The following is an 18,948-nucleotide window of genomic DNA, read 5'->3' as shown; positions in this document are numbered from 1 at the left end:
AAAAATCTCGAATGACTATTACCTTGTCATAGTAAAATTGATAACATCAAATGGAGTTGTAATGAAAATCCAACATCGTTTCTTTCTACTTTTCATGCTAATGCTATCCGCTGCAGCCAGTGCACAAATAGATAACTTAACACCTCTCTATGAACAAGATAAATATGCTATTTATCCTTCTTCTCCATATTGGTGCTCAACTAGCAACACAAAGTATAGCGATAACATTGAACTTAATATTCTTTATGATGTGGAGAATGATAAAAGAGATACATTAATCTTTGGAGGAAACACAAATCAAGACTACATCCGCTTTTTTAACAAAGTAATATCTCCTATTATTGCAAACCATTGCCCTCACTATAGTGGTTTTAGTCCTAGTGCAAATTTACGATTTAACAATAAAGAAGATTGGAAAAAACATAATGGCAGATACTGGGATAGACTAACGTTTTCCTATGTTATTCGTAAAAAAAGTCAGGCTGGCAAAATTGCTGTCAGCTATAAAGGACAACTTACAGGGCGTTACTTAAGTGCTGAAGCTTTAGCCAAACAAAAACAAGACAAAAATTTGATCGCCACTCAGGCCGCTGAAAATCGAAGTGAAGCAAAAAAGCAAGGGCATCCTTTCAAAGCATTAGCCGGAGGTGGATATTTAGATACTATCTATACAGGTGATTTTATCGCCCAAAATGAAGTTGCTTGGTACTATCTTTCAAAAATAAAAAAAAGCAATCAAAATGATGCCGCAATGGGTGTCTTTCTCTCAATGCTTGGTTCGACATTTTCAACAACCAAAAAGGACATGACGGTTTTAGAGGAAATCAGCATGTATTATTTGGCTCGCTCAGGCGAACGACGACCTAGTGATTGCTTTGACCCGGGCGCTATCAAACGCACATTTACATATAATTACCCTGAAATAGTCTATGAAGATGGCTATAGAATTCCAGCCTCTCAACTAAAATCAGAATACACGATAAACCCTCAATTCATTCCACTTTGTGACAGATTATGCGAAAAACAAGGCGTACTTTACGCTGTGGCAAATGGTATTAATGCCGGCATGAAGAGACTAGAGATTGCGGATCTTTATCGGGGTATTGACGAAATGATCCAACATTATTCTTGTAGGAGCCCAGAAATTAAAAGATTCGAAGCCAACCTTATTAAATATAATGAAAAAGAGCTAAATCAGCCTTCAAATATTAGACGCAATACATTTAAAACAGTGCTTGAAGCGCCAGAGTCAACTTATATCCCTTATGCTCTTCAGCCTCATTCAGCCATTGCAGATAAATTTATGGCTGACAATGCTAAAAACCCAAATGTCGTCACTACACTTAGTGGTTTGCAATACATTATGCTAACGCAAGGGCATGGTAGGCAACCAAGTCCTGGCGATATCGTCAATATCTATTATAAAGGCACTTTGGAAAACGGGAGAGTTATTGCAAAAAAATACGCCACAGGCACACCTTCAACTATATCCACCAACGGCTTAATTAAAGGCATGTCTGAAGCGGTATTATTGTTAAAACCTGGTGGTAGAATTAAAGTTTTTGTACCACCTCATCTTGGTTTTGGAGACAGCGCTAATGGAGTTATTAATAAAGACTCCATTTTAATTTACGAAATAGAATTAGCCCCCTCTATAAACTCCCCTTCTCATATTTCGGAGCCGGCAAGAATAGTCCCCACCAAAACCTTAAAGAAACTCACTGGCAATACCCGAAAACGAACATCGTTTACAACACAACCACAACAAAAACCACCTTCTCAAGTTAGAAAACCGGTTTCCGCTATCATTCAATCTGCTAAAAACACTCAACCTGACAAAAAAACGCTGTATCTAGCATCAGAAGATCTCGAGATTACTAATAATTTTAAGTTCCCTGTAGACATTACCTTAAATAGCGTCTTGGTTGATTTTTTGGCTGTTAAATTAGCGTCAGATCAGCTTGATAATAACAGCTGGTGGACAATGCTATCATCACGTTGGCGTTATGAAAAATCCGAACTATCACCCATGGGTGGACATTTTTTTCATCCGACCGCTCAACAATTTTCCAATGATGATCTTGAAAATACTCTCATACATTTTAAAAATTGGATGTTAGAACAAAGTAATAAGTTACCAGAGATTATCTACATACCTGCGTCTGTAATGGTTGCTAAAGTTGGCAATACTACTCATGCAGTCCCTGCTGACGGTTGTGCGATTTTGGATGACAAAAAAAACCTTAGACCTCACCAATCCAAACTAACTAAGGCTCTATCACAATCACTTTTACCTAAGATGCAGAGCTGTCAGCAACGAATTAAGACTAACAGCGACGACTTAATGAGTTGTGTAATGGCACACCAAAGCGACCCAAGTTTTTGTGGACAACAAATAAAAAATAAACTGACAAAATGTTTAGCTGAATCACCTCAAAACCACACCGATACATGGAACAAAATAAACGTCAAATGGGTTCAAAGTAATTTTAGTATAGCCCAATGTAATGCTTATTTAAGACATGAAAAATTACGCACCTCGAAAAGGTTTCCAACAGACAACGGTTCTCTTCAATTTAAACCATCACAAATTACTGCTCGATTCAATTTTGGCCAATCATTTAGCTTACCCTCTATAAAGGATAAACCCTTCAATTTAGAAAGGCCGCTAGAACAAGCGATATTAATGTTTAAAGTTAAAATACTTTCAGGAAAATTATCTTCTGTGCTTACAAAGAAAGGGCCTACCCTTCAGGTAAAAACAAAGATTATTAGCACAAAATACACTAAAGGAACTACTTACGGGTTAAAACCTATTCGGGGGGCGTCAAGCTGATATTTCTCAATATATAAAACGAGTTAACTAAAACCCTGCCCTCCCATATCGACATACAAGATCAGGTTTCAGCACAAAACTGCAACCTAATGAAGCCTTTATTCTTTATTGTAAAGTTAGAACAATCACTCTCCGACTTTGTAGCGTTTATCTTTAGAAATGGTATTTACTCGCTACTCCTAGCAGTGTTGCTATAAAGGGTAATTTTGCCGAACAATTAATAATGACCCCCTATATCAGACGATACGATAGAATACTATCGTATGCCTAACGGTCATTCTTAGAATCTGAATGATAGCGCAGCATTTTAATTAGCTTACTCATTTAACTAGGTTTTTTCTTTATTACGAAAAAAAATTTCAATACCCGTTTAATTAACTTTTACCATAAAATCGATTAGAACTCTAACTGACTCCTCTTATTAAATTTATGCAAATTCGTGTTTTAGGCTCAGGTGCTGGCGGCGGCTTTCCACAATGGAATTGTAGCTGCCCTAATTGCAAAGCTGTACGTGCAGGAACGATTAAAACCTCCACTGCGCGAAACCAATCCTCCATTGCCGTTTCATCTGACGGTGAACATTGGGCTTTATTTAACGCGTCGCCTGACGTTCGCGCTCAATTAGAGAGCTTTCCTGAAATACACCCAAAAAATAAAGTACGTGGCACCGGTATTGAAGCCATTGTGATGTTTGATTCTCAAATTGATCACGCTACAGGGTTATTGATTTTACGCGAAGGCGACCCATTAACCATTTATTGTACCGAGATGGTAAGGCAAGACCTAACAACCGGTTTTCCAATTTTTAACATTTTGGAACACTTTTGTGGTGTTGAAGACCACACCATTCCATTGAATGGTGATGCGTTTACAATTCCCAATATTCAAGATTTAGAGTTCACCGCCTTGCCGTTAAAAAGCAAAGCGCCGCCTTATTCACCCCATCGTAATGACCCACACGAGGGAGATAATATCGGTATGATTATTCGGCAAATCTCCACCGGCAAAACAACCTTCTATGCACCTGGATTAGGTGAAATAGAAGCGCACGTTGAACAAGCAATGAAGGACGCTGATTGTGTATTGGTTGATGGTACTTTCTGGTCAGATGATGAACTTGCTTCCGTTGGTAGACCTTTATTGGCTAGAAAAATTGGGCACTTACCGCAATCTGGCAAAGGTGGCATGATTGAGTTTCTAGATACCCTTGAAAAGCCACGCAAAATTTTAATTCATATCAACAACACTAACCCTATTTTGAATGAAGAGTCTGAGGAACGCGATATACTGACCCAACACGGCATTGAGGTGTCGTATGACACTATGAATATCGAACTATAATATGACAGAAAAAGCACCTTGGTCACTGCAAGAATTTGAAACACGCATTCGCGATATGGAACGTTTTTACCATATCAACCACCCTTACCATGTGATGATGCACGAAGGTGCGTTATCTAAAGAGCAAATTCGTGGCTGGGTAGCTAACCGATTCTATTACCAAGTTAACATTCCCCTAAAGGATGCGGCGATTATGGCAAACTGCCCAGACCGTGATACCCGCGCGCAGTGGATTCAACGAATTATTGATCACGATGGCGCGCCTGGTGAAGTTGGTGGCATTGAAGCCTGGTTGCAATTGGCGGAAGCAGTAGGTTTAACACGTGAAGAAGTCTTGTCTGAAGAACATGTTTTACCGGGCGTTCGCTTTGCTGTTGATGCCTATGTTAATTTTGCACGTAGAGCCGATTGGCACGAAGCTGCTAGCTCTTCATTAACAGAATTATTTGCACCAAAAATTCACCAACAACGGTTAGATAATTGGCCAGCGCATTACCCTTGGATTGACCCAAAAGGGCTGAGCTACTTTCAAAAACGTTTAAGCGAAGCCCGCCGTGATGTTGAGCATGGCCTACGCATCACCCTAAGCTGGTATAAAACCCGTGAACAACAAGAAAAAATGATTCGTATTTTAAAATTCAAACTGGATATTCTATGGACCATGGCTGATGCAATGCACATGGCTTATGTTCATGAAATGCCACCTTACTTTACTGTTGAATCATGAGTCTGCAACTCACAGAGCCCTTTCAGTTGTTAACAAGCTACCGCTTGCAATGGGAAGAAGCACAAAATATGTTTGTGTTGCTCTACCCTGAAGGGCTTATTGAGTTAAACCAAAGCTCTGCTGAAATTTTAAGCCTCTGCGATGGCCAGCACACACTTGACAATATTGTTTCAGTACTTGAAGTAAAATTTTCAACAACGGGTATTAAAAACGATATTACCCATTTCTTAACTACCGCGCTCAATAATGGCTGGATCACCCAAAACACCTAGCCCACCTCGCTGGTTGCTTGCAGAGCTAACGTACGCTTGCCCATTACAGTGTCCATACTGTTCTAACCCCTTGGACTACAAAAATTTCTCAGCTGAATTATCGACCAATGAATGGAAACGTGTGCTGAAGCAGTCTCGCGAAATGGGTGCCGTACAGCTGGGCTTTTCAGGCGGCGAGCCGCTGGTTAGGAAAGACCTAGCAGAACTGGTTAACTATTCACACCAACTCGGTTATTACACCAACCTCATCACCTCCGGCTACAAGATGGATGAGGCTAAAATTATCGAGTTAAAAGACGCTGGTTTAGACCACATTCAAATCAGCATTCAAGCCAGCTCAAAAGAATTAAATGACTTTATTGCTGGCACAGAAAGCTTCGACGATAAAAAATCCGTGGCTAAATTAGTTAAGAAGCATGGTTACCCAATGGTGTTATGCGTTGTATTACACCGCGAAAACATTCATCAAATGAGGGAAATTCTAGAGATGGCGATTGACTTGGGCGCCGACTTTGTAGAACTAGCAAACACACAGTATTATGGTTGGGCGCATCACAACCGCGATCAACTAATGCCAACGCAAGAACAACTTCAAGACGCTGAAAAAATTGCTAACGAATACCAACGCTTTCAACAAGGCAAGATGAAAATTTATTACGTCATACCTGATTACTACGAAAACCGCCCAAAAGCTTGCATGAACGGCTGGGGAACCACCTTTTTAACCATTGCGCCAGATGGTGCGGCATTACCTTGTCATTCTGCTCGTCAACTGCCTAACTTTGATTGCCCAAATGTTAAAGACTTCTCAATAAGTGACATTTGGAATCACTCTGTAGCCTTCAACTACTTTCGTGGCGATGACTGGATGAAAGAACCGTGTAGAAGTTGTTCTGAAAAAGATAAAGACTTTGGCGGCTGTCATTGCCAAGCCTTTTTATTAACCGGTGATGCAACAAATGCAGACCCTGTTTGTGATTTATCAACACAACACTACCTAGTAACCGATGCTATTAAACAAGCTACTCAACTAACTGAGCAGCCACTATTATTTAGAAACAGCAAAAACTCTAAACAATTTAATCACTAACCCCAACCCAAGGAACACCCATGAAAGTAACCGCTGCTGTTGCCTGGAAAGCAGGTCAACCATTATCCATAGAAGACATTAACTTAGACGGACCAAAACATGGAGAAGTGTTAATTCGAAACGTCGCCGCGGGTGTTTGTCATACCGATGCGTTTACCTTATCCGGCGATGACCCTGAGGGCATTTTCCCTGCCGTATTAGGCCATGAGGCTGGTGCCATCGTTGAAGAAATTGGCCCAGGCGTCACCTCAGTACAAGTAGGTGACCACGTTATTCCGTTGTACACACCAGAATGTGGGCAATGCAAATTTTGCTTATCGGGCAAAACCAATTTGTGCCAAGCCATTCGAGTCACTCAGGGCAAAGGATTAATGCCTGATGGCACCTCTCGCTTTTCCAAAAATGGACAAGCAATATACCATTACATGGGCACCTCCTCTTTTGCCGAATACACGGTTTTACCAGAAATATCACTCGCTAAAATAAACAAAGCAGCGCCGTTAGACAAGGTTTGTTTATTAGGTTGCGGTGTCACTACGGGTATCGGCGCTGTGCTCAACACCGCCAAAGTAGAACCGGGTAGTACTGTCGCTATTTTTGGCTTAGGTGGTATTGGTCTAAGTGCTATTCAAGGTGCTGTTATTGCGAATGCTGAACGGATTATCGCTATTGATATCAATGAAGATAAGTTCGAATTTGCCAAACAACTCGGTGCAACAGATTGTATTAACCCGAAGCATTTTGATCAGCCTATTCAAGATGTTCTTGTCGACATGACCGATGGCGGTGTTGATTACTCATTTGAATGTATCGGCAATGTTAACACCATGCGCTCTGCGCTAGAGTGTTGCCATAAAGGCTGGGGTGAGTCTGTTATTGTTGGCGTAGCGGGTGCAGGACAAGAAATATCCACTCGCCCATTCCAGCTGGTCACAGGCAGGGTTTGGCGCGGTACGGCTTTTGGAGGCGTTAAAGGTCGCAGCGAACTACCCGATTATGTTGAAAAATACCTTCGCGGGGAAATTAAAATAGATGAAATGGTCACCTATACCATGCCCTTAAACGACATTAACCGTGCCTTTGATTTAATGCACCAAGGAAAAAGTATTCGCTCGGTGATTATCTATTAATACGCAGTTTTGTCTGACAGGATCATACAAATTGATCAGTCGCCGACACCAACGCATCAATCATTTCATCACCATGCGCTAAATGCGTTGAATTTGGCAGACGGATAAACTGTGCAAGAGGAAGTGCTTGCGCCAACGAAAATGACGACTCAATCGGACACATAAAATCTTTTTGGCCGTGGATAATAGTGCAGGGTATCTCTTGTATGCGAATAGCATTATCCAAAATTTGATTTTCTCGAATATAGTAGTTATTCATCGCGTAGTGCGTTTCGATACGTGCTTGCGCGATGGCTTTTTCAGGCACCGCTCCATCCAACGCTTCTGCCTTAAAATCATCACCTAACACCACCGCACCACCCCATGCATCCCACTCACGGGTTGTTTCTTGAAGGACCTGCTCATCATCAATACTTAAACGATGATAATATGCCTTCAACACATCTTTACGTTCATTGCTTGAAATATGGCCCGTAAAACGCTGCCACGCTTCAGGGTATAACCTGTTTACACCCTCTTTAAGAAACCAATCTGCATCTTTAGAACGTGCTAAAAATGTACCTCGTAAAACCAACCCCAATACATTATTTGCATATTGTTGGGCATACAACAAGCTTAATGTTGCGCCCCAAGAGCCACCAAACAGCAACCATTTTTCAATGGCCAGTTTTTTACGAATCAACTCCATATCTTGTAATAAATGATTCGTTGTATTGTTTTTCAACCGCCCCAAGGGTCTCGAACGGCCAGCACCGCGCTGATCCATCAAAATAATATGGTATTTATTAGGGTTAAAAAAGCAGCGATGATGCGCCTTACAACTTGAACCTGGCCCACCGTGCAAAAAAATAACCGGCACCCCTTTAGGGTTACCTACTTGCTCAAGATACACTTCATGCCCATCCCCCATATCAAGCCATTCATGGGCAAAGGGTTCAATCTCAGGGTACAACGTTTTCAATATTAACATCCTTCGTTTTCATCACTTAAAAGCTGATCAGGCTCAGCAAATATCAAGTTAGACTACGCTATACTACGGCTTTTTAAAACCCCACTTCATTATGTTCGATTTTCTTATTATTGGCGGCGGCCTACTTGGTTTATTAACAGCTAAGGAACTACAGCAAGCGGGGGCAAAGGTTGCGGTGGTTGATAAAAACAGTCGCGGCCAACAAGCTACTTGGGCAGCCGGTGGCATTTTATCCCCGATGCGGCCTTGGTTATATTCCGAACCTGTTAATGCAATCAGCTCACTTAGCCAGTCGGTCTATCAGCAACTTTCCATCGAGCTTCGTGATCAAACAGGAATAGATCCAGAATGGTTATTATCTGGCATGTTAGTACTTGAGGATAATGAACTGCCTCAGGCTATCCAATGGTGCGAACAAAATAATTCACCCGTTGAAGTGTTATCTGTCGAAGAGCTCAACAGCCAATTCGAGCACTTAGCGCCCTTTACAGAATCTGCCATTTACCGGCCAGACGTTGCCACCATCCGGCCCCACAAACTGTCAGCTGCGTTAACCCAGTATTTAACGCTTAACGGTGTCTCATTTTATAACGACCAAGAAGTAACAAAATTACAGCATACTGATTATGCCGTTACAGGTGCCGAGATTGGAAAAACTACTCTCAGCGCTAATGAATACATCCTTTGTGGCGGCGCTTGGAGTACACAATTAGTACCCAAGCTTTGCCCGCAACCAGATATCAAGCCTGTTAAAGGTCAAATGATCTGTTTCCCACCAACAGATATCACCAACCTATGCATGGTCATGGATGGCAACCGTTATATTATTCCTAGGAAAGATAAGCGAATTGTCGTTGGCAGCACACGCGAATACACTCAATTCGATGCCAGTACCACACAGGCCGCTTTCGACGAACTTAAGCATTTTGCCCAACAGTTATACCCCGCATTAGCAAGCATTGAACCTGATGCACACTGGGCTGGGCTTCGACCTGCTTCACCCAACAGCATCCCTTATATTTGCAGAGTCGCCCCTCTCAGCAACCTAAGTCTCAATGCTGGGCATTATCGAAATGGTATTGTTACAGCACCGGCAAGTGCCGAATTAATGAGCGATATTTTGTTAAATAGACGCTGTAAAATAGACCCGACACCCTACCAATTACAGCGTTAACTACCCACTAAAAACCTTGTGCTATACTGAGACCAAGAGATCAAGGTGATGATAATGGCTGAAAAAACAGGCGAACAACACGTTAAATACTTACTTAATGCGCATGGCATTACGCCCACTCAACAACGCATTAAAATCGCTAATTTTCTGTTTAAGAAACAACAGCACGTGAGCGCCGACCAAATTTTATCAACCATTAATCAAGGGCAACAACCCGTTTCAAAAGCAACCGTTTACAACACCCTCGGCTTGTTTGCTAATAAAGGCTTATTACGTGAGGTGATTATTGACCCTAACAAAGTCTTCTACGATACTAATACCAAACACCATCACCATTTCTACAATACAGACACCAACACACTCACTGATGTTAACGATGGCGAGATCACCATTCAAAACCTTCCCGCATTACCCAAAGGTACTGATCTTCACTCTGTTGAAGTTATTATTAAAGTTAACAACCAGTAAACGTCTTGTCTCACCTTCAACAATTCCCTATACTTTCTCGCCCATAAAGCCGATGTAGCTCAGGTGGTAGAGCGGCTCATTCGTAATGAGTAGGTCAGCGGTTCGAATCCGCTCATTGGCTCCATTTTAATGACTTTTTAAAGTAATCTGCCCATTAGGGAATATTCAAAAATACTAGGCCTTGGCCCAGCAATATAAAGTAAACCGCTTTCGTCTTAGCTTTTATAGGTTTCGAATATTTCATTAAATACTTCGTGATTAGCCACAAATTTTTCTTTAACTGTCGGATCGAAATGGCCTGACTTAATTTTCTCATCGCCATGTTCTATAATACCTACCGCTTTTTTATGATCAAACGCCTTTTTATAAGGCCGTTCACTTCGTAACGCATCATATACATCACACAGGCCCATAATACGAGCAGACAGTGGAATCTCCTTACCTTTTAAACCATTTGGGTAACCACTTCCATCCCACTTCTCATGATGACATAAGGCCACTTTTTTACCCATTTTGATATAGCTCGAACTATGTTCACTTGTTTTCAAAATCTCAGCGCCAATGGTGGTATGACTTTTCATTATTTCCCATTCACCAGGCTCAAACCCGCCCGGTTTTAAAAGAACACTATCGGGTATACCTATTTTTCCAATATCATGCATCGAACTGGCTAAAAACAAGGTGTCACAAAAAATTTTATTCATTCCAAGCATTTCCGCTAAACGCCTACAATAGTGACTAATGCGTTTAACATGCGCACCGGTTTCATCATCTCTATATTCTGAGGCACGCATTAATAAAAATATGCTCTCTTCAAATGACGCCTTTAGCCGTTGGGTGCGTGCTTTTACTTTCTCGTCCAGAAGATGATTATGGTTCTTCAAAATATCATTCGCAATTTTCAGCCTTAGCAGATTGCGAACTCTAATTTGAATTTCATTGGCTTTAATTGGCTTGGTAATAAACTCTTCAATCCCTCTTGAAAGCCCTTTCTCACGAGAGGCCTGATCATCAAGAGCGGTGACCATAATCACCGGAATACCCTCTGTTTTATCATTACTTTTAAGTTGCGTCGCAACTTCGAAACCATCCATTTCTGGCATCATGGCATCTAATAAAACCAAATCTGGCGAAAACATACTGGTTTGCGCTAACGCCAAGCTGCCACTAGAGGCTTCTTCAACCTGATACCCTTCTTCTTCCATCAGTTTCCTGAGTAACACCCTGTTTCTTTTTTCATCATCTACGATGAGTATTTTGGAACCTTTTGTATCAATCATCACGTCTCACGAATCATTTTTAACAGCTCATCAATCTTTTCTATAAACACTTTAGGGCTTATTAGTTTTATCATGGAACCATTACAAGCAGCCGCTAGCTCCGCCCCATAGTGTTTGTAGTTAAAATAAAGATGATGATTGTTAAGCGTTTTAAACCTCAGCGTGGTTACCTCTCTTCAACCACCCACCTTTAGTAATTAAAAACTATTACTAAAGGCATGCTAACCATATTATCTGTTACAACTAAGCTTTTTTAATGCGGGTGGTCATATGTGTGAAGTAGCTCTCAATTGCTAAATAGCTCTTGCAAATCAATTTTTATCAATACGTCCATCACTCAAAAACGCGTTAACTAAGTTCAGTAACATCAACAAATAACCGACAATCTAAACTAAATAATCAGTCTCTAAGTCTACTTTTTTGTATGGTAAATAAACGCTAAAGGTAGAACCTTCGCCAAGTGTTGATACAACCGTGACAAAACCACCATGAAGCTCAGTCATTGCTTTGACCAAACTTAGTCCTAGCCCCGTTCCCTCAAACTCCCTTGCTAAGGAGCCATCAATCTGTTCGAACCGGCGAAATAACTTACCAATATTCTCTTCAGATATACCAATTCCTGTATCACTAACAGATAACTTTAAATAAGGAGTTTCGCACTGAGCCAACTCGCTATCGTCTAATCTAAAATCAGGATGAAGCACCTTATCTATTGTTGCCGATATAACAATGGAGTCACCTTTTGGAGTAAACTTAACGGCATTGGACAAAAGATTAATTACAATTTGCTTTGTTTTCCGCTCGTCCAACAAACAAACCGTCACTTTTTCCTCTACTTCCTCTGTAATACTAATACCACGCGCATTCGCTTTATCCCTGAGCATATAAACAGTGCTCTGCAATAATGACTGAATAGAGACTTCATCTAATGCCAATTGCTCTTTCCCAGCTTCTATTTTTGATAAATCTAAAATACCGTTTATTAAGTCCAATAGGTGCGAACCACTATCAAATATTTCTTTTGAATATTGGCTCTGTTCCTCCGTTAATGGGCCAAGCACACCACCTTTTAAGAGCTCTGAAAAACCGATAATAGCATTCAAAGGTGTTCTTAGCTCATGGCTCATATTTGACAAAAATTGCGATTTCATCTGACTCGCCAATGCTAGTTCTTTATTTGTCTCTTTTAATTGCTCTTGAACACGCCTTCTACTCTCTTCTTCAAGCAAGACCTCCACTAACATTGATAGTGACTTAACATATTGCGCTTCATCAGACCTTAATACTCGTGCTTCATCTTGGTTCACAACATTAAACACCCCTGCGATGCTTTTATATTTTGTAACAGGGAGCTGGAGGGTAGATACTGGAGAATGAGCTTGCTCAGGAAAATGAGATAATAAGGGTGTTGTCTCATTAGACAGCAACCCGCCTTCCATTAAGAGTTCAGAAAAATAATATTCATGCTCTGACACCAACAATGAGGGTAATGTAAAATACGATTTTTCTCTGCCGCTGTAATAATTCTGACATAACAGCGCATCCCTCTTATTATTAAATAACCAAAGCCCCACCCAATCTGCCTGAAGTACTTCAGCACACTCTTGTAAAATTTTATTACATGCTTCCTCAAAATTGGTCGAAGCCCTTCTAACAAAATCACTGAGTGATAAATAGCTATTATATTGCTTCTTTAAACGTTCATCGGTCTGCTGAATTTCCAGCTCCATCGCTTTCCTAACCGTTATGTCACGAAAGATACCTATAAAATGCTGTTCTTCATTAACCCTATACTCGTTTATAGATAAGCCCATCGGGAAAACTGAACCACTTTTTCGTCGGCCAACCACTTCCCCATTATGTTCTATTCCTTTTGACGCGCCTGTGCCCTTATAATCAGCATCAGATTTCTCATGCTCTTCCTTAAACAGCTCTGGTATCAACAGATTGATATTGTTACCGACCATCTCCTTTTCGTCATAGCCAAACAAATCAATCACCGCTGGGTTACAAGACTTAATCGTTCCAAACTCATCCATCATTATTAACGCGTCTTCCATATGAACAACAACATTTTCTAACGACTTGGCGCTGGAATCGGCCTGCTTCTTCATTTCTTTTAGTATTACCTCAGACTGCTCGGTATATTCATTAAATGCCTGAAATAATTCCTTAAACTCATCATCAACGCTTGTTTCATCAAGCCGAACTGAAAAGTTCCTATCGCCTACAGCACGACAGCCCTCTACCAATCGAACAATAGGATTAATAATAATTCTTGATACAAGCATTGATGCAAAAAAAACGGCCAGCAATACAATCATTAAGCCGGTAATAATCATCGAGTCGCGTGCTTGATCTAGGTGCTTAAAAACAACACTTTTAGGCAATTCATGAATGACCCCCCAATAGCGTTGAGGATTTTGTTCATCAAATAAAATTTTGTGGACAGCTAAGACACTGTTCCTTTTATCGTTGATGAGAACATACTCGTTTTGTTGTCGTTCATTGGCTAAAAAGTAAGCACCAAAATCAGTACTTTCATTAGGCCCAACCCAAAACTTACCTTTATTATCAATAATATAAGTATCAATTCCCTTTCTTTTTTCAATCGCAGAATTAAGCAACGGCAAAGCTGAAATTTCTGCCACGGCGACACCCTCCACTTGCCCATTGATATAAATAGGTGTTGATACCGTTAATATAGGCAAGCCATCGACCTGTTGATGCTTAATATCTGAATAATAAACAGCCTTATCAGCTAACCTCATAACTTCTTGATCAGCCGCTAAGTGCAGCGCACCCGCCAACACCTTCCCTTCAGCATTTAACAACGCAAGACTAAGGTAATTAGGATAATTCGCAAGAAAAGCCCGAACCACTTGATTTAACCCACTCGCGCAAACCTTTGCTCCTTCCGTTGATACAGGTTCAATACCACCGTCTTGATTTGTTCTTAAAGTAGCTTCAACGGCAGGTATTTCGGCAAACGTTAATAAATTTGATTTCGAATTTTTTAATACGCTTGTAATTTCATCTGAATAGTCCTCTTGTTGCTCCAACAATAAACCAAGGGCTTGTTTTTCCGCTAAATGCATACTACTAAAATAAATACTCCCCCCCATTAATAACAAGGAAAGGCTCATCAAAGCCGCCACACTAAACATGACTTTCGCATTAAGACTAAAGCTCAGCGACTTGATGATTGGTTTTTTCAAGTTCTTTTTTTTAATTTGAGACCCCTTCTTGAACGATGCTGAATTTTGAATACTAATTAATCAAAAAAATATTTTAGTTTTATTACACCGTTTAAATTTATTGTTTAACCATGAATTTGAATACTCGCCAGCGACTTGATTAGATGAATTGGCCATTTTCAAGATAACGCTAATCTAGCTCTACGTAAACTGATTATCGAGGCGCCTCCAGATAAATCATAGACAGAAAACCGTATCAATACATGTCTTTTTATTACCCAAGCATAAAGCGTTATGCCCACAAATATTGCAACCTTCTATACAAATTAAAGTGCCTAAAATAAATAAACGACGTTTTTAATACCACAAAGTACCCAAGCACCTTAATGCTAAAGTCAGTAATCTCTACGAAGCTATTGCCGCTTAAAGCTTATTAATTTTTTTATTCGTTAAGTAACGAAATAATAATAAGACTGCTAACAAGACAGCGTAAATAAATGGTTCTGTATCATCTAGTTTTGTTAACCAAAAGAAATGTACAACACCCATTACCGCTATCAAATAAAGGCTTCTATGTAACTCAACCCAGCGCTTACCCAACCGACGCATCATGCCTTTGGTGGAGGTTATCGCAAGTGGTATTAGCATTAAGTAGGCCAACAAGCCCAGCATAATGTACGGGCTTTCTGGTATATCCTCTAGCATATGCTCAACCCTTAATGATTGATCTAAAACCAGCCAAACAGCCAGGTGCAAACTGGCATAAAAGAACGCAAATAAACCAAACATTCGTCGAAAACGTATTGGCAAAGAAACGTTAAATGCCCGTTGTAGTGGTGACATTAGCAAGGTAATTAATAAAAACCTTAACGCCCAATCTCCTGTTCTAACATGCAAGGTCTTGATTGGATCAGCGCCTAATAAATCATTAAACCCATCCCATATAATCAATAAAAATGGAATTAAGCAGGTATTAAAAACTATCGTTTTTAATAGCCTTATCTGCTGTTTTGAAGCTTTCTTTCTTAGCATTTTAATTATAGTTTTTTTAAAAAAACTGGCGAAGGTTCATCCCTTTATACAAATAAGCCACGTGCTCACCATAACCATTGAATAGTTCGGTATCACGCTTGGGCGTAAACAATGACGCGCCAATCACCCTTTCTCTACGTTGACTCCATCTTGGATGAGGAACATCCGGGTTAACATTAGCGTAAAAGCCGTATTCATGTTTTGCTGATTCATTCCATGATGTTTTGGGCATCTGTTCTGTAAATTTAATTTTGACGATCGATTTAATACTCTTAAAACCATATTTCCAAGGCACTATTAAGCGCAACGGTGCACCGTTTTGATTGGGCATTTCTTCACCATACAAACCGGTGGCCATCAGTGAAAGCGGGTTCATTGCTTCGTCCATTCGTAACCCTTCTACATATGGCCATTTTAGAATACGGCTTTTTTGCCCTGGCATTTGCTTAGGATCATACAGCGTTGTAAATTCAACATATTTCGCTTTTGACGTGGGTTCCATCTGCCTAATCAATTCAGCTAATGAAAAGCCAATCCATGGCACCACCATTGACCATGCCTCTACACATCGTAGGCGATAAATACGCTCTTCGAGTTGTTGCTGCTTAAGAATATCTTCTAAATTGTAAACTCCTGGTTTAGCCACCTCGCCTTCAATTGTTAAGCTCCAAGGTTTTGTTTTCAATAGATGTGCTCTTAATGCTGGGTCGCTCTTTGCTGTCCCAAATTCATAAAAATTATTGTAGCCGGTCACATATTCATAAGGTGTTAGTTTTTCTTTCAATGAAAACTGGCTAGTCACATAATTTTCAATTTTATTACCAGCCCATAAGGCATCAGGCGCTAAAGCACCCGCTACCATAAATCCTGAACTACGCGTTAGAAATTGACGTCGAGAAGCGGATATGAGTGCACGACTTTTATCAAAATCAGCCTTCGGTGTAACATCATTATCGGTAAGAGATGTCAATTTTTTAATACCCATGAGAATCCTTTTCTTATACCTCAACACTATAGACCCTATCGTACCGTAAAACCTTTCAGACAAAAAAAACGGGGCCTAGGCCCCGTTGTTAACATAAGACTATGTCATTTAATTATCTTTATCATTAACCTTTATACGTTTTGGCAATACCGCCGGCTTCTTTGGAATTATTAATTCAAGAACACCTTTTTCATAATTTGCGCTCACTTTATTTTCATCGGTTGTATCGGGTAATACAAAACGTCGATAAAAAGTACCATTGAAACGCTCTACACGTTTATAGCCATCTTTCTCTTCTTTTGATTCACTAGAACGTTCACCTCGTACAGTTAAAATGCCGTCCTCCATTGTCACATCAATCTCGTGTGGGTCTACACCCGGCACATCAGCGTGAAGAACAAAGCGATCATCTTCTTCTTTAATATCCACTGCTGGTGTCCAAGTTGATGTTGAAGAAACACTGTCTTCATCATCTGAAAACCTGCGACTTAAATCGTTTCCATAACGCCCTAAAAGGTTCCATGGTTCATATCTTGCAATTGCCATATCAATTCTCCTATTTAAGTTGTTTACAGTATTTAAATAGGGAGGCATGAACATTTTTTCAAGCCTTATCTTGCACTTTTTCGTGGTTTTTAATAAAGAAAAGTGCTGTTGCCGTGACAAAACAGAACGAACCAAACACAATAAAGTTCACATCTAAACCAAACGATGCGGCGACTAAAGCACCCGCTAATAACGGACCGACAATAGACCCGATCCGTCCAATGCCTAAGGCCCAACCTACCCCAGTAGAACGAATATGTGTTGGGTACATATAACTGCTCAGTGCATTCAAACTGACCTGCCCACCCACAACAAAAAAGCCAGCAAAGAAGGACAAAATCATCACCATATTAATCGATGAACCAAATTGGCCTACAGCCATCATACTGAACCCAGCCAATACAAAACAAACCACCAAGACCCTCTTAGTGCCCCAGTAAGATATAAATTTAGCTAAAATAAAAGGCGAGATGGCACCGCCAATATTTAAAACAATGACTGTTTTTGTAGCTTCACTTAGCTGATAGCCCGCCTCAACCAGTAGCGTTGGAATCCAGCTATATAGGAAATAAGCCACCAGTAAATTAAAGAAAAAGACCACCCATATTAACAAGGTGTCTGCCTGCCTTCTTTCCATAAATAACGCCTTAACAGGAAAGTGCTTTTCCACTGGGTGATGATAAAACACGCTGTTAGATGGAACCTCTCGCCTACTCTCTATTTTTTGGGCAATCTTACAAAGCAACTTATCATTATCGTTATCATGCTCCACTAAAAACCGAGGTGACTCAGGTAAATATAGAATTAACACGGGAACCAATAGCAGGGGCAAAACTCCACCTACGTAGAACAATGACGCCCAACCATAAGCCGGAATAATTTCTGAAGCAATTATTCCGCCGCTTATACCACCAATCGGCATGCCCAGAAATATCACTGCTATGGCAATGTTTCTATACCGTGTTGATACATATTCAGTCATCAATGCCATAGCATTTGGCAAAGCACCACCAAGTCCAAGACCGGTGAGGAAACGCAACAATACAAGTTCGTTATAGGTTTCTATAAAACCCGTCAACAAGGTACACAAACCAAACATACAAACGCTGGAAATAACCGCATTACGACGGCCAAACTTATCGCCAACCGGGCCTAATATTAATGCCCCCAACATCATACCGAACAACCCTGCCGCAAAGACATAACCCAAGTCGCTGTTAGCTATCTCTAACGCCTTACTAAGGTCTGGCGCAGCAAACGCGATGGCTAACACGTCAAAACCATCAAAAATAATGATCAAGGCACAAAAAAGCATCACTAATTGCTGAAATTTACCTAGCGGGTTTTCTTCGATAATAGCGCTCATATCTAATGGTTTTTGATTCATAATGCTGTCCCCTTTGTTGTTTTAGCGTTCTTCAATGACGCATTTACGATCTTCATGACGGTATCTATTTCTTCTATATCTCTTGGCGCATAAACGAGCGCTATGGTTTCTGGAATAGGCCCCTTACCTGCTAATGGGTGTCGTTCACCCCATTGTTTATCAATCACTGTTTTAAAATCTTCTTCGGATAGCGCCATATGTAGACTACCATCATACGCCGGATGAATATGTGCAAATTCTCGCTCGATCATAAACCCATTCGTACAATTACATGGCTCACCTTCTTCTAGCCATAGCGCTTCAGCACCGGGCACAGAAATAATACTCGGACGACGACTCACCTTATCAAAATGAAATAATTTCTCTTTAAATAATTGATGGCATTCAACACTTGGGTTTTGCGTTAATTGCTCATGCGGATTAGTATTAGTCGTTTCAGGGCGTTCGCCCTCACGGGTTGATATCTGCAACATATTTTGCCTTATAATCTAATTCAAAAACTAACTAGCTTAC

At 40.5% G+C, this 18,948-nt stretch carries 16 protein-coding genes and 1 tRNA gene; 9 read left to right on the top strand and 8 right to left on the bottom strand.

The genetic code is table 11. From position 1 onward, the window contains the following. The first annotated feature begins 61 nt into the window (after nt 1-61). The 6 genes from KUG63_RS05200 (at nt 62) to KUG63_RS05175 (ending at nt 7,396) form a co-directional block, all read left to right on the top strand. Nucleotides 62-2,836 carry an FKBP-type peptidyl-prolyl cis-trans isomerase gene (locus tag KUG63_RS05200; protein WP_287554310.1) on the top strand — a complete coding sequence of 925 codons (2,775 nt, stop codon included), beginning with the start codon at nt 62-64 and terminating at the stop codon, nt 2,834-2,836. A gap of 429 nt (nt 2,837-3,265) precedes the next feature. Continuing rightward, on the top strand, nt 3,266-4,177 hold the full coding sequence (gene pqqB / locus KUG63_RS05195) for a pyrroloquinoline quinone biosynthesis protein PqqB (protein ID WP_287554309.1): 912 nt from the start codon (nt 3,266-3,268) through the stop codon (nt 4,175-4,177). A 1-nt stretch (nt 4,178) separates the two neighbouring features. Continuing rightward, nucleotides 4,179-4,904: a pyrroloquinoline-quinone synthase PqqC gene (gene pqqC, locus KUG63_RS05190; protein WP_015005271.1), complete on the top strand. Its 726-nt coding sequence runs from the start codon at nt 4,179-4,181 to the stop codon at nt 4,902-4,904. Beyond that, nucleotides 4,901-5,176: a pyrroloquinoline quinone biosynthesis peptide chaperone PqqD gene (gene pqqD / locus KUG63_RS05185; protein WP_287554307.1), complete on the top strand. Its 276-nt coding sequence runs from the start codon at nt 4,901-4,903 to the stop codon at nt 5,174-5,176. The genes pqqC and pqqD overlap by 4 nt, the downstream gene beginning before the upstream one ends. After that, nucleotides 5,151-6,266: a pyrroloquinoline quinone biosynthesis protein PqqE gene (gene pqqE / locus KUG63_RS05180; protein WP_287554305.1), complete on the top strand. Its 1,116-nt coding sequence runs from the start codon at nt 5,151-5,153 to the stop codon at nt 6,264-6,266. Before pqqD ends, pqqE begins: the two co-directional genes overlap by 26 nt. A 20-nt stretch (nt 6,267-6,286) precedes the next feature. Next, nucleotides 6,287-7,396, top strand: a complete 1,110-nt coding sequence (locus KUG63_RS05175) for an S-(hydroxymethyl)glutathione dehydrogenase/class III alcohol dehydrogenase (RefSeq protein ID WP_015005268.1) — start codon at nt 6,287-6,289, stop codon at nt 7,394-7,396. Nucleotides 7,397-7,418: 22 nt separating this feature from the next. Here KUG63_RS05175 and pip read toward each other — a convergent pair whose 3' ends face one another. Continuing rightward, nucleotides 7,419-8,366, bottom strand: coding sequence for a prolyl aminopeptidase (pip, locus tag KUG63_RS05170; RefSeq protein WP_020161821.1), 948 nt, complete (start codon nt 8,364-8,366; stop codon nt 7,419-7,421). 91 nt (nt 8,367-8,457) lie between these two features. Here pip and KUG63_RS05165 point away from each other — a divergent pair, with 91 nt between their 5' ends. The 3 genes from KUG63_RS05165 (at nt 8,458) to KUG63_RS05155 (ending at nt 10,132) form a co-directional block, all read left to right on the top strand. Then, the gene (locus KUG63_RS05165) at nt 8,458-9,540 is read left to right on the top strand and encodes an NAD(P)/FAD-dependent oxidoreductase (RefSeq protein ID WP_015005266.1); all 1,083 of its coding nucleotides are present in this window, start codon (nt 8,458-8,460) and stop codon (nt 9,538-9,540) included. 54 nt (nt 9,541-9,594) lie between these two features. Continuing rightward, the gene (locus KUG63_RS05160) at nt 9,595-10,008 is read left to right on the top strand and encodes a Fur family transcriptional regulator (RefSeq protein ID WP_277642486.1); all 414 of its coding nucleotides are present in this window, start codon (nt 9,595-9,597) and stop codon (nt 10,006-10,008) included. A 48-nt stretch (nt 10,009-10,056) separates the two neighbouring features. After that, nucleotides 10,057-10,132, top strand: a tRNA-Thr gene (locus KUG63_RS05155). A 91-nt stretch (nt 10,133-10,223) separates the two neighbouring features. Here the strand turns inward: KUG63_RS05155 and KUG63_RS05150 are convergent. The 7 genes from KUG63_RS05150 to KUG63_RS05120 all read right to left on the bottom strand — a co-directional run bounded on the left by KUG63_RS05150 (nt 10,224) and on the right by KUG63_RS05120 (nt 18,908). Continuing rightward, nucleotides 10,224-11,288, bottom strand: coding sequence for an HD domain-containing phosphohydrolase (locus tag KUG63_RS05150; RefSeq protein ID WP_287554301.1), 1,065 nt, complete (start codon nt 11,286-11,288; stop codon nt 10,224-10,226). Between the two features lie 386 nt (nt 11,289-11,674). Further along, the gene (locus tag KUG63_RS05145) at nt 11,675-14,434 is read right to left on the bottom strand and encodes an ATP-binding protein (protein ID WP_287554299.1); all 2,760 of its coding nucleotides are present in this window, start codon (nt 14,432-14,434) and stop codon (nt 11,675-11,677) included. Nucleotides 14,435-14,908: 474 nt separating this feature from the next. After that, nucleotides 14,909-15,517 carry a sulfite oxidase heme-binding subunit YedZ gene (locus KUG63_RS05140; RefSeq protein ID WP_015005262.1) on the bottom strand — a complete coding sequence of 203 codons (609 nt, stop codon included), beginning with the start codon at nt 15,515-15,517 and terminating at the stop codon, nt 14,909-14,911. Nucleotides 15,518-15,533: 16 nt separating this feature from the next. Then, nucleotides 15,534-16,502: a protein-methionine-sulfoxide reductase catalytic subunit MsrP gene (gene msrP / locus KUG63_RS05135; RefSeq protein ID WP_016389879.1), complete on the bottom strand. Its 969-nt coding sequence runs from the start codon at nt 16,500-16,502 to the stop codon at nt 15,534-15,536. 108 nt (nt 16,503-16,610) lie between these two features. Further along, complete coding sequence (locus tag KUG63_RS05130; protein WP_015005260.1) at nt 16,611-17,048, bottom strand: Hsp20/alpha crystallin family protein; 438 nt, start codon at nt 17,046-17,048, stop codon at nt 16,611-16,613. A gap of 58 nt (nt 17,049-17,106) precedes the next feature. Next, complete coding sequence (locus KUG63_RS05125) at nt 17,107-18,435, bottom strand: MFS transporter (RefSeq protein ID WP_287554298.1); 1,329 nt, start codon at nt 18,433-18,435, stop codon at nt 17,107-17,109. After that, nucleotides 18,432-18,908 carry a luciferase family protein gene (locus KUG63_RS05120; RefSeq protein ID WP_015005258.1) on the bottom strand — a complete coding sequence of 159 codons (477 nt, stop codon included), beginning with the start codon at nt 18,906-18,908 and terminating at the stop codon, nt 18,432-18,434. The genes KUG63_RS05125 and KUG63_RS05120 overlap by 4 nt, the downstream gene beginning before the upstream one ends. Nucleotides 18,909-18,948: the final 40 nt, after the last annotated feature.

The organism is Cycloclasticus sp. (assembly GCF_019090545.1).
Lineage (GTDB): Bacteria > Pseudomonadota > Gammaproteobacteria > Methylococcales > Cycloclasticaceae > Cycloclasticus > Cycloclasticus pugetii.
The sequence above is the reverse complement of the archived record's forward strand: the minus strand, read 5'-3'. Positions and strand labels throughout refer to the sequence as shown.

Coding starts and splice junctions, on each gene's coding strand:
- KUG63_RS05200 (WP_287554310.1), top strand. CDS start 62: ATGAAAATCCAACATCGTTTCTTTCTACTTTTCATGCTAATGCTATCC.
- pqqB (WP_287554309.1), top strand. CDS start 3,266: ATGCAAATTCGTGTTTTAGGCTCAGGTGCTGGCGGCGGCTTTCCACAA.
- pqqC (WP_015005271.1), top strand. CDS start 4,179: ATGACAGAAAAAGCACCTTGGTCACTGCAAGAATTTGAAACACGCATT.
- pqqD (WP_287554307.1), top strand. CDS start 4,901: ATGAGTCTGCAACTCACAGAGCCCTTTCAGTTGTTAACAAGCTACCGC.
- pqqE (WP_287554305.1), top strand. CDS start 5,151: ATGGCTGGATCACCCAAAACACCTAGCCCACCTCGCTGGTTGCTTGCA.
- KUG63_RS05175 (WP_015005268.1), top strand. CDS start 6,287: ATGAAAGTAACCGCTGCTGTTGCCTGGAAAGCAGGTCAACCATTATCC.
- pip (WP_020161821.1), bottom strand. CDS start 8,366: ATGTTAATATTGAAAACGTTGTACCCTGAGATTGAACCCTTTGCCCAT.
- KUG63_RS05165 (WP_015005266.1), top strand. CDS start 8,458: ATGTTCGATTTTCTTATTATTGGCGGCGGCCTACTTGGTTTATTAACA.
- KUG63_RS05160 (WP_277642486.1), top strand. CDS start 9,595: ATGGCTGAAAAAACAGGCGAACAACACGTTAAATACTTACTTAATGCG.
- KUG63_RS05150 (WP_287554301.1), bottom strand. CDS start 11,288: ATGATTGATACAAAAGGTTCCAAAATACTCATCGTAGATGATGAAAAA.
- KUG63_RS05145 (WP_287554299.1), bottom strand. CDS start 14,434: ATGAGCCTTTCCTTGTTATTAATGGGGGGGAGTATTTATTTTAGTAGT.
- KUG63_RS05140 (WP_015005262.1), bottom strand. CDS start 15,517: ATGCTAAGAAAGAAAGCTTCAAAACAGCAGATAAGGCTATTAAAAACG.
- msrP (WP_016389879.1), bottom strand. CDS start 16,502: ATGGGTATTAAAAAATTGACATCTCTTACCGATAATGATGTTACACCG.
- KUG63_RS05130 (WP_015005260.1), bottom strand. CDS start 17,048: ATGGCAATTGCAAGATATGAACCATGGAACCTTTTAGGGCGTTATGGA.
- KUG63_RS05125 (WP_287554298.1), bottom strand. CDS start 18,435: ATGAATCAAAAACCATTAGATATGAGCGCTATTATCGAAGAAAACCCG.
- KUG63_RS05120 (WP_015005258.1), bottom strand. CDS start 18,908: ATGTTGCAGATATCAACCCGTGAGGGCGAACGCCCTGAAACGACTAAT.